The sequence below is a fragment of the Pseudocolwellia agarivorans genome, assembly GCF_002000085.1.
Taxonomy (GTDB): domain Bacteria; phylum Pseudomonadota; class Gammaproteobacteria; order Enterobacterales; family Alteromonadaceae; genus Pseudocolwellia; species Pseudocolwellia agarivorans.
The window spans coordinates 179,348-193,031 of the sequence record NZ_MUZU01000005.1; the positions used below are offsets into that span (position 1 = coordinate 179,348).

Sequence of the window (13,684 nt, forward strand, 5' to 3'; positions counted from 1 at the left end):
AACATGGCTAACTATTTTAATACATTAAGCTTACGTGAAAAACTAGATCAATTAGGTCAATGTCGTTTCATGAAGCGTGAAGAATTCGCAGACGGTTGTAACTTCCTTAAAGGTTGGAACATTGTAATTGTTGGTTGTGGTGCTCAAGGTTTAAACCAAGGTTTAAACATGCGCGATTCTGGCTTAAACATTTCTTATGCTTTACGTGAAGCTGCAATTGCTGAAAAACGTCAATCATGGCAGTGGGCTACAGAAAACGGTTTTACTGTTGGTACATACGACGAGTTAATTCCTACTGCTGATTTAGTACTAAACCTTACTCCTGATAAGCAGCATACTTCAGCGGTAACAGCTGTTATGCCATTAATGAAAGAAGGTTCTTCTTTAGCTTACTCTCACGGTTTCAACATCGTTGAAGAAGGTATGCAAATCCGTAAAGACATCACAGTTGTAATGGTTGCTCCTAAATGTCCGGGTACTGAAGTACGTGAAGAATACAAACGTGGTTTTGGTGTTCCTACACTTATCGCTGTTCACCCTGAGAATGATCCTCAAGGTAACGGTTGGGCAATCGCTAAAGCATACGCTTCAGCAACTGGTGGTGACCGTGCTGGTGTTTTACAGTCGTCTTTCATCGCTGAAGTTAAGTCTGACCTTATGGGTGAGCAAACGATTCTTTGTGGTATGTTACAAACTGCAGCAATCTTAGGTCATAAGCAATTAGTGGCTCAAGGTGTTGACGCAGGTTACGCACGTAAATTATTACAATACGGTATTGAAGGCGTTACTGAAGGTTTAAAATATGGCGGCATCACTAACATGATGGACCGTTTATCAAACCCAGCTAAAATTAAAGCGTTTGATATGTCTTTAGAATTAAAAGAAATTTTACGTCCTTTATTCCAAAAGCATATGGATGACATCATCGAAGGTCGTTTCTCTGCAGGTATGATGGCAGATTGGGACAACGGCGATGCTAACTTATTAAAATGGCGTGAAGAAACGGCTGAAACGTCTTTTGAAAAAGCGCCTGAGTGTGATACTGAAATTACAGAGCAAGAATACTACGACAAAGGTATATTCTTAGTTGCTATGGTTAAAGCCGGTGTTGAACTAGCGTTTGAAGCTATGGTTGATTCAGGTATTATCAATGCTTCTGCATACTACGAGTCATTACACGAAACTCCGTTAATTGCGAACACTATCGCACGTAACATGTTATACGAAATGAACGTTGTTATTTCTGATACAGCTGAGTACGGTAACTACTTATTCTCACACGCTGCTGTTCCTCTATTAGAAGAATATGCAAGCAAGTTAACATTAGAAGAATTAGGCGAAGGCTTAAAAACTACATCTAACGGTGTTGATAACAAACGTTTAATTGAAGTTAACGAAGCAATTCGCAGCCATGAAGTTGAAGCGATTGGTAAAGAATTACGTGGCTACATGACAGACATGAAGCAAATTGTTGAAGGCTAATTAACCTTTTATAGATTGCTGAAAAAGCGGTATGTAGATAATTCTACAGCCGCTTTTTTATTGTCGTAAATAAATAGATTGTTGTACTATCCAGCCCCTATTTTAAAAGGTATGAGTGTCAGGAATGATTGAATCAGTTGATTTAGTACAAGCGGTAATACTGATTGTAATAGGCTTTTTAGCTGGTGGTATTAATACCTTTGCTGGAGGTGGATCCAATTTATCGTTGCCTGCATTAATGATGTTCGGTTTACCTGCCGATGTAGCCAATGCGACAAACCGTGTTGCTATATTTATGCAATCACTAACAGCCACTCATGGTTACTATAAACATGACAAGTTAGATAAAGCTTCAATTAAAAACATTGTGGTACCTATTTTACTCGGTGGTTTGTTTGGATCTGTTGTAGCGTCTTATTTAGATGTAGATGTTTTAAAGCCTTTATTACTGGCAACCATGGTGGCAGTCTCATTGTGGGTAGTTTTTAAAAGCGATACAAACAATGTAGGTGATGGCATTGTTAACTGCTCAGACAGTAAACTTGGTTTTGTTACCACCTTTATTGCAGGGTTTTATGGTGGTTTTGTTCAGGCCGGCGTTGGATTTTTATTAATCGCTGTTTTTGTGGGTGTTTTAAAGTACGATTTATTAAAAGCAAACGCATTAAAAATTGTAGCGGCATTATTATTTACCACAGTGTCATTAGTGGTATTTATATATAGAGATCAAGTAGCGTGGATGGCAGGCATATATTTAGCTATAGGAAGCATTTTAGGGGCGGTGGTTTCGGTTAGATTATCTATTGATATCAAACCTAAAACATTAAAGATTTTAGTCTTAATAATGACGATAGTGGCTAGTGTTGCAGCGTTATTATTATAGTGTTCAATCCATGATGATTTTTTGTAAAACTAAAATCATCATATTTTTAAATTAAATAGAAGAGAATGAAAATGAGTGAATTTAATAACGTAACCATTACTCGTGAAGCCAATGTATATTTCGACGGTAAAGTAACTTCTCGTAAAGTAACCTTTGCTGATGGTACTTTTAAAACCTTAGGCATTATGGTTGCTGGCGAATATAAATTTGGTACAGAAGAAAAAGAGCTAATGGAAATACTTGCAGGCGACTGTGAAATTTTATTACCGGGTGAAACTCAATGGCAAACGATTAACGCTGGCGGATCTTTTTACGTACCCGCTCATTCATCTTTTGAAATTAAAGCATTAACGTTAGTTGATTACTGTTGTTCTTATATTGCTGAGTAAGTAGATAATAGGTTATACATAAAATTTATTCTGCTGAATTTTAAAAAGGGAGTTATTGATTTTATTGATGCTCCCTTTTTATCAAAGGCTCTTCCAAAATACCAAAATTAACACATAGAATTGAATGTTTTTAAAAACATCTCAGGTATAATACAACCTCATTAATACATTAGGTTCTGTACCTATACGTTTTATATATCATGGAAGTTAATATGTTACGTCTCGTTTTATCATTAATCATTATTACTACTTTGTCTGCCTGTCAAAGTGATCAAGAAAATACGCCAGAAATTCAAAATGAGCAGGAGATCCTAATCCCTGAAGAAGTCGTACCTGAATTTGAGCCTCATTCTTTGTTCGCAGCGCAAAACACAAGCTCACAAACAGCAGATAACTGCACATCAATAGAACCAATTTATTTAACGGATCGTATTGAAGACTTAAATGCATTAAGCCAACAAATGTTTGCACTTGATAATATTAGTGGCGTTAACAGTTATGCTAATTTTATTACCTTAGCGCAGCTTGCTTTAACAAGTAATGCTCACACTTCAGACTTAATTGAGCAACTAGGTTTATCAGGTATTACCGAAAATGATGAGTGGCTAAATGTATTTTGTTACTTAGAAACGATAACTCCCACGAATAAATTTTCTGCGACTATTGCTGAAGATTGGTTGATACGCGATGATTTATATACTTCTCTTATTCAAAAGTTTGAAGAAAATTTTACCAGTCGTTCTATCGATCCTGCAAAAGATTTATGGCGATTATCGTTAAACAATAGCTGGGAAATAGAACTGCAGTTAACTATTGATAATGAAACACCTAAGTATGTTAATTATCAAAATACTGCTGATGCTCAACCTGAAATAGCATATGCCATCAAAATCACCGATAACATTCGCACTGTTAGTAATGAGTTTGGAGATTATTTTTCTATAACAAATGATAGCGATTATACCTTTCATATAATTATGCCTACTTTTGCGCAATACCCTTATGTTAAAAGTAATGCAGTTGATGTATTAAATGGCTTTAAAGCGTTAGAAAAAACACCACTGACTGAACTATACCTGCCTTATTTTGATGAAATAAAACATGCAGATAGCTTTATGAGTTTTTCAGGTTGGTTAAAAGAAAACTCAGTAGAGTCAATATTTGACGAAGAAAACCAAGATTTTAGCGGAATTAATCAATTCGAGACATTTCAGCTTATTAATAGCTATAACTATAATAGTTTTGAACTGAATGCTGAGGGTCATATTACTGCTGAATCTAGTAATAGCATTGACGTTAAAGCTTTATTTTATGTTGATCAAGCTTTTGAACCATCAAGTAATAGCTATAGTTTCTTTATAACTCTTGACGGAAATATGACTTTCAGTTTTTGTGAAGAAAAGAAAAACGCTGAAAGCACATGGCGCCCTTATTTTATTATTATCGAAAACACTAAAAATAAACTGATTTATAGCATTGTTGCTAATGCTCATCCCGAAATTAAAGATAAAGACAGTATTTGCGTTGTAGTTGTTGATGAAGAGATTGAAGTATTTTAAGTAAAATAAACACGCGTAGACATTTTTGAAGAGTAGTATTGTAATTATTTCTACAATAGGAGCAGTTGTTTGTTAAATTTTTAACCATTTATTATTTAACAACAAAGTGTTACTTTATTTCCCACGCAAGGTTGCTAACCCTTAATATCAATTTGTTATAGAGATTGATATTACTTATAGTTTTAAGATAAAAATAATAATGATGCAGTATCAAGGATTAGATAATAAGTTTTTCATCAAACTACCTGAAGGTGTAAGTATTAATCTTGTGCCTGCCGGTATTGTTGTTCGTTCGTGTGCCTACCTTTACGACTTTTTTATTCGAGTTATCGTTTTTGGCCTAGTTGCTGCCATTTTATCTTTTTTAGGAGATGCTGGCCAAGGGCTTATTCTTATTGCTTATTTTATTATTACATGGGGCTACTACATAGCCTTTGAAGCAAAGTCTGGCACTACTCCGGGTAAAAAAAGATTCAATTTAAAAGTTGTTCAAGACAATGGTTTACCCGCCACGTTGAGTAATATTATTATTCGAAATTTACTGCGCCCTGCAGATGCTTTTCCTTTTGGCTATTGCTTAGGTATTGCCACCATGAGCTTTAATAAAAGTTACAAGCGTATTGGGGATTGGAGCGCAGGTACACTCGTTATTTATCAAGAAAATAACGTAGGAACTTTGCTGAATAGTGAGAATACAAGTCAGGAAGAACCACCAAAAATAGAGTTAGCCATTGATGAACAACAAGCTGTAATTGAATTTTCAGAACGCTGTAAAAAACTCTCTCCTGCTCGCCAAGAAGAGCTTGCTAATATATTGAGTGAAGCGTTGAATGTAAAAGATGAATCAGCAACCAATAAATTAAAAAGTATGGCCAACTTCTATTTAGGCCAAAAAATATGAAACAAAATCAATTTGTTCAACTAAATGAAAAACGCTGGCAGCAGTTTGAAGCGTTATCAGTAAACTCAGCCGGCGAAGAGGATATGCCAGCAGAATTTACAGTACTGTATCGTCAAGTTTGTAATGATTTAGCAACAGCAAGAACTCGCCACTATTCCCCCGCGTTAATCGCTAAATTAAATGAGTTTGTTTCCACCGGACAAAGTATTTTATACCAAGGTGAAGGTATAAAAATTGGTTCGTTGTTACGGCTTTTTAAGCAGAATTTTTTTCGTTCGTTATTTGAAAACCGTTATTACCTTTGGTTATCGGTTGGTGCTTTTTATGGGCTAGCTTTGCTGGCTTATTTTTGGGTGAGGTTTGATCCTGATGCCGTGTATTATTTTCTTGATGTGGAAAGCATTAAAGACATAGAAAAAATGTATGATCCTGCCGGCTCTGTGCAAACAAAAGAAAGAAGTTCGGGATCAACCGTTTTAATGTTTGGTGTTTATATTTATAACAATATAGGTATTGCCTTTCAAATGTTTGGAGGTGGTGCTTTATTTGGTGTTGGTGCGATTTTACCTTTACTGTTTAACAGCTTTTATTTTGGCGCTATTTCGGCCCATATTGTTAATATTGGCTATGAAAGTACCTTTTTTTCGTTTGTTGTTACCCATGGCTCATTTGAACTAACCGCCATTGCTATTGCTGGAGCTGCGGGGGCCAAAATAGGTTTTAGTTTATTAATGCCAAAACAATATTCTAGGGCTTATGCCCTTAAAACGGCTGGAAGTAGCGTACTCCCGTTAATTGTGGGGGCTTTTATCATGTTATTGATTGCCGCCGTTATTGAAGCTTTCTGGTCGCCATTAGATATCCCCAATGTTTTTAAATATTCGGCAGGAGCCGTTTGCTGGTTTTATGTTTTGTTGATGTTTTATCGAGGGACAAGATATGGACATAACTAAACTCTTTTTTAATGCGCGTCAGCGCAATGCATGGCAGGTGTTCGATTTAACTCAACTTGTTGTGAAACATCATTTTATTCAATTAATGCTTATAGTGGTATGTGTATACTTACCTATTGCTATCTTGTTTTCAGTTATCTTTAGCGTATCAACAGCATCATTTATTATTTGGTGGTTGAAGCCTATATTGGAGCGCCCACTATTAGATTTTTTAGCTAAGCGAAGCTTTTATCAGCCGACGAGTACTTGGTCTTCTATTTTGTCGATCAAAAAACTTAAAGTAATAGATATTATATCTATGCTAACCATCCGCCGATTGAGTCCTTATAGATCTTATTTAGCCTCCATTGAACAACTTGAATTATTGCAAGGAAGTGAGCGAAAAAAACGTAAAAATATTTTGTTAAATAGAAATGACCACAAGCAAATGTTTTGGTTAATATTTTGTGTGCATATTGAGCTGATTATTGCGACCCTTTTGATGGTGGTTGTTTATAATTTTATTCCTCAGGGTGTTTCAATTGATGATCAGTTTTTTACCAGTGGAACAGCTCTTTACCAATTAGAGTTACTGTATTCTTGTTGTTATATCGCGGCGGTAATGTTGCTTACGCCGTATTACGTAACAGGTGGATTTTTAGGTTATTTAAATTCTCGTATAGATATGGAAGGTTGGGATTTAGAGCTAACTTTTAAAGGTATTGCTGCTCGTTTTCGTCAAATTGCTGTTGTTTTAGTTATTGGAATATTGAGTTTTAGTTTACCAACACCGCCATTATCAGCACAGGAAGTAACAACCGAGCAAACAGATAAAGAAAAAGCGGAAGGTATTGATGAAGAAGCTCCGTTAAATGCTCGTAATATACAAATAAGAAAAGAGGTTGTTGATATTTATGAACAACATCAACTTATTGAAAAAACAAATATCTGGAAACCTGTGGTTGATCCTGAGGAATCTAAATTTGATTTTGAATGGTTAAAAAGCTTTTTTTCAGGGCTCTCTGTAATAAGTAATGTAATTGCATATTTAATTTGGTTATTAGTCGCGACACTAATCGTTTGGATAGCATATAAGTTGTACAGTTCTGGTGGCTTTAAATGGCTTAAATTTAGCGCAGGAAACACTAAAGCGATAGAGGGCACAGTAGATCTGCCAACATTTTTGAGTAGTATTGATAATAGTGAAGGGCCTAAAGATTTACTTAAAGCCGCCCAACAAGCTAATAACAAACAGGCCTACCGAACCGCATTAATGTATTTGCTAAAGTATTCTTTTATTTATGCTCAAAATTTTTCAAATGTATTAATCACCAAATCCATGTCAGAAAAAGAATGCGAAATAGCATTACTGAAAGCTTTACCTCAGTTATTGCATAAAAACTACCAACAACTTTTTCATTTGTGGATCCAGCAAGCTTGGGCGCATAAAGACGTTAATCAGCAACAAGTTGACGACGTGATTTCTGCTTTTAAAGTCATGAAGCCGGAGCAAGCACAAAATGAATAAAACTCGGGTATTGTTATTTAGCACCTTAGCTATTGTGATTATAGCGTTAGCTTATTTCATTAGTACTGTTGAATGGAACATGGTTGAAGAAGAAATAGGTTTAACGCAAGAAGCAGGAGAAGAGCCTTTACTTGCAGCCACTTTATTTTTAGAAACCTATCAAAAAAAGCTCAAGAAACTGACAACGCAAGAATCTTTTTTACAAGCAGGTGATATTACTTTACCTAAAACATCAACGTTAGTGATTGATGAAGCAACCTTTGTTGAATACGAACAACTTATTCCTGCGTTAGTTGACTGGGTCAAAAAAGGCGGGCACTTGGTTTATACCTTGTCGTCACGACGAGAGCAGCTTAAGTTAGAAAATAACGCAGTTATTGCGCTAACACCGGTAACAGTTAAAGACGCGGAATTTGTCGCTAACCGAAAATCTATTCTTACAACGCCGAAATCTAATGGAATAATTACTGAAAAAGAAGACTCATTCTCAATATATATTGCCCATCGTTACACGTTTGAAAACTGTAGTGGTGTTGAAGTATTGCAAAAAAATACCGAGGAAGTGCTTATTTGTGAAGAGGGGGTTGATGAGGGTTTTATCACTTTTGTACCCAGTATTAACGCCATTTCAAATGATGGTTTAAGGCATTTAGATCATGGAGAGTATTTATTATGGTTGATAGGTACTAATGACCAACTCTTTTATTTACCTAGTACGCAAACGACTAGCTGGTTAGTGATGTTATGGCAGTGGTGCTGGCAGGTTATTGTACTTATTGCTGTATTAAGTTTATTACTTATGTGGCAATTGAGTATGCGTTTAGGTCTTGCTATTGAACCATCGGAACATTCAAAAAATTTATTTGCTAAACATATTGAAGCCGTGGGTAATTATTTATTTAAATACCAGCACCATGAAGTACTTAAAAGCGCCCTACTTATTGATCTCGCCAATGCGGTTGAAAAAAGACAACCTAAATACAAGCAACTTAACGTGAATGAACAAGCCGATTTAATCAGCTCGTTAACCGGAAAAAACAGCCAAGACATTCATTTACTCTTATCCGAACCATTACCAGAAGATGAAAATAAAAGGATAAAGTTTATTAAGTTATTCAAAGAACTAAGGAGTTTATTGTGATTGAAGCAACACCAGAACTAACTATCGAAGAAGCCTTTAATCAGGTAACTCAATTAAAAAGCAGTATTGCTAGCGTATTAATTGGCCAAGACACCATAATAGAAAATGTACTTACGGTATTATTTTCTGGCGGTCATATTTTATTAGAAGGTGTGCCAGGACTAGGGAAAACCTTATTAGTAAGAGCCTTAGCGCAAAGTTTATCTGTCGACTTTTCGCGTGTGCAATTTACACCTGATCTTATGCCTTCTGACGTACTTGGTCATAGTTTATATGATTTAAAAACGGGTGAATTTATTATTAAAAAAGGCCCTGCTCATACTAATTTGTTATTGGCCGATGAAATTAACCGTGCGCCAGCAAAAACACAATCAGCGTTATTAGAAGTGATGCAAGAGCAGCAAATAACGATTGATGGTGAAAGCCAATTATTAAGCTCTCCTTTTATGGTATTGGCAACACAAAACCCATTAGATCAAGAAGGTACTTACCCACTTCCTGAAGCTGAGCTTGATCGTTTTATGATGAAGGTCAATTTAGATTATCCATTAAAAGACGATGAAATAACGTTATTAAAATTAAATACCGAACAACGAAGCCATGAGCTAAATACTAATAACTTACCGCAATTAATGAATGCTGATGTTATTGAAAAAATCAAAGTATTAGCCACTCAAGTTACGGTAGACGAACAAATTTATTATTACGCGGTAGATATCGTCACTAAAACTAGAAACTGGCATGGCATCATTCATGGAGCAGGTGTACGGGCAAGTATCAACTTAATTAAAGCAGCTAAAGTAACAGCATTAATGAATGGCCGTGATTTTGTGGTACCTGACGACATAAAAGTGGTTGCTAAAAATGTATTAAGGCATCGATTAATTTTATCGGCAGATGTTGAGTTAGAAGGTATAACTCAAGATCAAACGATTGATGATCTACTTAAATCGATTGAAGCACCTCGCGTATGAAGCGAATAGCTTTTAAACCCTCCTATACACTTATTAAAGTTATAGGCGTTTTAATTGCACTGTTTATAACAGTGAAAGCGTTAGGTAGTGATGAAACTAGCTATCTAAGTTTTATTGACGCATGTGCACTTTTAATTGCGTTGTTTTGTATTGTCGATTTTAATCAAAGTAGAAAACCTCCTCAGTTAAGCATTACCCGTTTAGCAAGCAATAAACTCAGCTTTAATCGCTGGCATAGTATTGAATATGTTATTGAGAATAACAGTAATAGCCAATATGCATTATCGATTAGAGAGCATGTAGGTCAACAGTTTCAATTGGCAGGTTTACCTAATATTGTTCATATCTTCGCGAATCAAAAAGCTACTGTGCGTTTTAAATTAAAATCAACTCAGCGAGGGCAAGCTATAGTCGGCCCTATCGAGTTTTGCTTAACTTCACCTGCGCGATTATGGCAAAGCTATTGGTTAGTGAACGATACCATTACCGTTAAAACTTACCCTGACTTTGAACGTTTAAAACAACAAAGTCTTAACGGTGTGCAAAACCAACCAATTAATGGTTTAAAGCAAATGAAAAAGCGTGGTGGTGGTACTGAATTTCATCAATTACGTGAATTTCGTCAAGGCGACAGTATTAGGCAAATTGATTGGCAAGCTACCAGTAAACGACAAAAACTTATTGCCAAAGAATATCAAGAAGAACAAAACCAGCATGTTGTGGTGATGCTTGATGCGGGTAATAAAATGAATATAGAAACCGCTATAGGTTCACATTTTGATGCGGCATTAAACGCATTGCTTATGCTTAGCCACACGGTATTAAAACAAGGTGATTGGTTTAGTATGCAAAGCTTTAATCAAAAAGAACGTTGGTTACCTGCCGTTAAAGGCGCACAGAATGTATCTCGAGTGATGAACCATTTTTATGATTTGCACCCTGATGAAACCACAAGTGATTACCAACAAGCGGTAACCCATTTACTAAAAAAACGCAGTAAACGCGCGCTCGTTTTGATGGTAACTACGTTAAATGATCAAAGTATTGAAGAATTGTTACCCGCATTAAAAAATCTCCAACGCCATCATCTTGTTGCTTTAGTAAATATTGAAAATGTTGCCTTAACAGAAACGGTATCTGCTGATATCGACACGCTAAGCGAAGCCCATAGGTACTGCGCTGCTATTGATTTACAAAATATTTATCGTAAAAACCTAAATCGGCTCAGAAAAGAAAATATTATTTGTGTTAATAGCCAACCCGAACATTTATTACCGCAAGTGATTAACACCTATTTAAGTGTAAAACATGCAGGGCTGTTGTAGCAGACAATTTACCTATTAATATAGAATTAGCCCTAATAAACAAAAAAAGAGCCATCAGGCTCTTTTTTATTAAGTTGAATAACCTAGCTCAAATTATTCACTTTGGTTGTCAATTGCTTCGTTAATTTTGTATTGGAAGTAAATGGCAGAAAAGAAAAACGTTAAAATACCACCTAACTTCACTGGCTCTTGGCTTCCTTCATTGATCACTTCGCTCAGTGCTTTTCGCGCTGAAAAAACAGTCATAACATATGCAACAAGACCTACTAGGCCTGCCACCATGATTACAATAGCAATAACAATGTTGGTTGGATCTAAAGCATACTGACAAATGTTACTAACAATGTTGGCAGCGATATAAATATATAACGCAATAATATTACCTTTAGCAACTTTAGATAAAGTATTGATTTTATTTACTCGAGTGTATAACCAATAAAGGTAATATAAACCTAGAGTGATAATTGATAGACCAAAAACGCCCCATGCTGAAAAACGCTCCATTTGTAAAATAGGGCTATCCGTAGCGGGTGCTGATAAATCGGCCTTAGGTGCTTCAAAAGCATTTTCTGTTTCAGGTGTTATTTCTGTATCTGACATTTGTTATTCCTTGTTTATAGTGTGTTTTTCTTCCCATAAAGAATTCTATCAGAATATTCTGCAGTATAGAAAATAAATAAAAAAAGCCTGTAAATATTAATTAACCTAAACTACGGCTTAACAAATGCTTCTCTAGCCGTTATTTTTTTCTAATTTTTGCGTTAAATTTACTTGCAATAGACCAGCTAATGACGCGAAACGTGCCTTGAATTAAGAAAAACTATTAAGCTAGAAGCTCAATAAAAATATTTTTTATTACATTTTAATTTGTTAAGAATCTTTTAAACCGAGTCTAGGTTAATTACGGGCTTCTATTAAGTTACGGTTTACGTACTTTTTATCTTAAAAAGCAATTTGATAACCTACAGTCAACATTTTATCCATTTCCATCTGCACACCCTTTACGGTTTGCTTTAAAGGAACAGAATACTCAAACGAAACACGATGTTTATTAGCAAATACGGTGTTTAAGCCAAATGATGCATTAATATAATCACCACCATAGTTTTCAGGGTTTGCTGTAGCCACGGGAGCCATTATTTTATTATCCATACCGTCTATTTCATCGGTATTTACATAATGCAAACGTAACGAGCTACTTAATATATTGGTTAGTTGATGTGCATACCAAGCGGTTAACTGCATTTTAGCACCTACTTGATAACCTTCATCGTTAGTGTCTAAGGCTGTGCTATATAATATTTGAGCGCCCCAATTACTTTTATTAACATAACCGTTATATGTAGTACCTAATTCTACTATGTTTGATCCTGAGCCTAGTTGCATAGCATAAGGCATACGCATGTTAGTACGCATATTCATTGGCGTTAATACTTCCGCGGTTTTATCAATATCACCTGTTGGTATTTGCCAATTTACATTCATATGAAAATGATGGGTGTCGTTATCGTGTAAGCGATAAAGGAAGCCAAGTTTTGTATCGCCTAGCCCTTCACTTTCGGTATTGAAGTTACCTAATTGTTCTGTGCCCATCATGCCTTTATAGGTTGATAAAAGCATGTCTCTTTCAAGGTAATTAACCATTAACATTAAAGTTAAATCGTCAGTGGGTGCATACATAAAACCGAGCATATGCATTTTGGTGGTCATGGTTTGAGGAACAACGCGAACCGTTGTTGGCATCATAGGCATGCTGGCAAATTTATTGGGTACATTGGTCGCTATTTTATCTGATGAAATGTCGTCATTACCTTGTAAATTACCCGACATATCCATATCCATGTAGCGATACGAAAACATAAATTCGCCAGCTTGATGCATATGATCACCCATTACACCAATAGGCGCATGAGTTTGCGGTAATATTTTAGGATTATCGTGGTGCTTAATGTGTTTTGTATGATCAACACCGTTATGGGCTTGAACGGCTACAGATAAACAAGAAATGGCGACAGCACAAGCTGCTTTTGTATAAAAAGACATAAGTTTCCCTTAAAAATAATAAATAAAATGTGATTTTTAAATTTAGATAAGGGAAGGAGGATCTCTAGAGCTAGGTGTTAAGGTATTATGTTGTGTAAAATGCTGTAAAAAATTAAAACGTGCTTGATAGGTTTGGTTGTCTAGCGTAAGTGAATGAGCAGAAACAAGTCCGGTAGAAAGGTTATCTAATTGAGTGTAAATAGAGCATATTGGGCACGTGCTATTGGTCTTATTATTTTGCTCAGTTTCATCGCTAATAGAAGGTTTTTCTAAAAAAGTCAGTTTTCCTGTTTGGTAATACTCAGATAATTTGATCCATCTAATTTTACCGTTACCACTACAAATAGGTGCTAAATCACTATCCTGCATATTCGACGCATACATATTCATCGCTGCGCTAGCAGGCATAAGTATACTGAATAAATGGCAGAGTAAAATAAAGCTAAGTAGCAATAATTTAGTTAATGGCGTTTTTAGCACGTTATGATTTTATAAGAGATCATTAACACGAATTCTACAGATTAAGC

13 protein-coding genes are annotated in these 13,684 nt (G+C 35.6%); 10 read left to right on the forward strand and 3 right to left on the reverse strand.

Going from position 1 to position 13,684, the window contains the following annotated elements:
• The first annotated feature begins 3 nt into the window (after window positions 1–3).
• From ilvC to B0X80_RS09840, 10 genes are all read left to right on the forward strand, one after another.
• Entirely contained in the window at window positions 4–1,482 is a 1,479-nt protein-coding gene (gene ilvC, locus B0X80_RS09795; protein ID WP_077339888.1) for a ketol-acid reductoisomerase, read from the forward strand.
• Between the two features lie 124 nt (window positions 1,483–1,606).
• Window positions 1,607–2,365 (forward strand): sulfite exporter TauE/SafE family protein, encoded by a 759-nt coding sequence (locus B0X80_RS09800; RefSeq protein ID WP_077339890.1) that lies wholly within the window; start codon window positions 1,607–1,609, stop codon window positions 2,363–2,365.
• A gap of 71 nt (window positions 2,366–2,436) precedes the next feature.
• Window positions 2,437–2,754 (forward strand): pyrimidine/purine nucleoside phosphorylase, encoded by a 318-nt coding sequence (ppnP, locus tag B0X80_RS09805; protein ID WP_077339892.1) that lies wholly within the window; start codon window positions 2,437–2,439, stop codon window positions 2,752–2,754.
• 212 nt (window positions 2,755–2,966) lie between these two features.
• Complete coding sequence (locus B0X80_RS09810; protein ID WP_077339894.1) at window positions 2,967–4,313, forward strand: hypothetical protein; 1,347 nt, start codon at window positions 2,967–2,969, stop codon at window positions 4,311–4,313.
• 199 nt (window positions 4,314–4,512) lie between these two features.
• Window positions 4,513–5,214, forward strand: coding sequence for an RDD family protein (locus B0X80_RS09815; RefSeq protein ID WP_077339896.1), 702 nt, complete (start codon window positions 4,513–4,515; stop codon window positions 5,212–5,214).
• On the forward strand, window positions 5,211–6,167 hold the full coding sequence (locus tag B0X80_RS09820) for a stage II sporulation protein M (protein WP_077339898.1): 957 nt from the start codon (window positions 5,211–5,213) through the stop codon (window positions 6,165–6,167). The genes B0X80_RS09815 and B0X80_RS09820 overlap by 4 nt, the downstream gene beginning before the upstream one ends.
• Complete coding sequence (locus B0X80_RS09825; protein ID WP_077339900.1) at window positions 6,154–7,674, forward strand: hypothetical protein; 1,521 nt, start codon at window positions 6,154–6,156, stop codon at window positions 7,672–7,674. Before B0X80_RS09820 ends, B0X80_RS09825 begins: the two co-directional genes overlap by 14 nt.
• On the forward strand, window positions 7,667–8,815 hold the full coding sequence (locus tag B0X80_RS09830) for a hypothetical protein (protein WP_077339901.1): 1,149 nt from the start codon (window positions 7,667–7,669) through the stop codon (window positions 8,813–8,815). Before B0X80_RS09825 ends, B0X80_RS09830 begins: the two co-directional genes overlap by 8 nt.
• On the forward strand, window positions 8,812–9,789 hold the full coding sequence (locus B0X80_RS09835) for an AAA family ATPase (protein ID WP_175623920.1): 978 nt from the start codon (window positions 8,812–8,814) through the stop codon (window positions 9,787–9,789). Before B0X80_RS09830 ends, B0X80_RS09835 begins: the two co-directional genes overlap by 4 nt.
• Window positions 9,786–11,114 (forward strand): DUF58 domain-containing protein, encoded by a 1,329-nt coding sequence (locus B0X80_RS09840; protein ID WP_077339905.1) that lies wholly within the window; start codon window positions 9,786–9,788, stop codon window positions 11,112–11,114. The genes B0X80_RS09835 and B0X80_RS09840 overlap by 4 nt, the downstream gene beginning before the upstream one ends.
• Before the next feature lie 93 nt (window positions 11,115–11,207).
• Here the strand turns inward: B0X80_RS09840 and B0X80_RS09845 are convergent, their stop codons facing one another.
• From B0X80_RS09845 to B0X80_RS09855, 3 genes are all read right to left on the reverse strand, one after another.
• Window positions 11,208–11,714 carry a DUF4234 domain-containing protein gene (locus tag B0X80_RS09845; protein ID WP_077339907.1) on the reverse strand — a complete coding sequence of 169 codons (507 nt, stop codon included), beginning with the start codon at window positions 11,712–11,714 and terminating at the stop codon, window positions 11,208–11,210.
• A 342-nt stretch (window positions 11,715–12,056) separates the two neighbouring features.
• On the reverse strand, window positions 12,057–13,157 hold the full coding sequence (locus B0X80_RS09850; RefSeq protein ID WP_077339909.1) for a transporter family protein: 1,101 nt from the start codon (window positions 13,155–13,157) through the stop codon (window positions 12,057–12,059).
• Window positions 13,158–13,199: 42 nt separating this feature from the next.
• Complete coding sequence (locus B0X80_RS09855; RefSeq protein ID WP_077339911.1) at window positions 13,200–13,565, reverse strand: hypothetical protein; 366 nt, start codon at window positions 13,563–13,565, stop codon at window positions 13,200–13,202.
• Window positions 13,566–13,684: the final 119 nt, after the last annotated feature.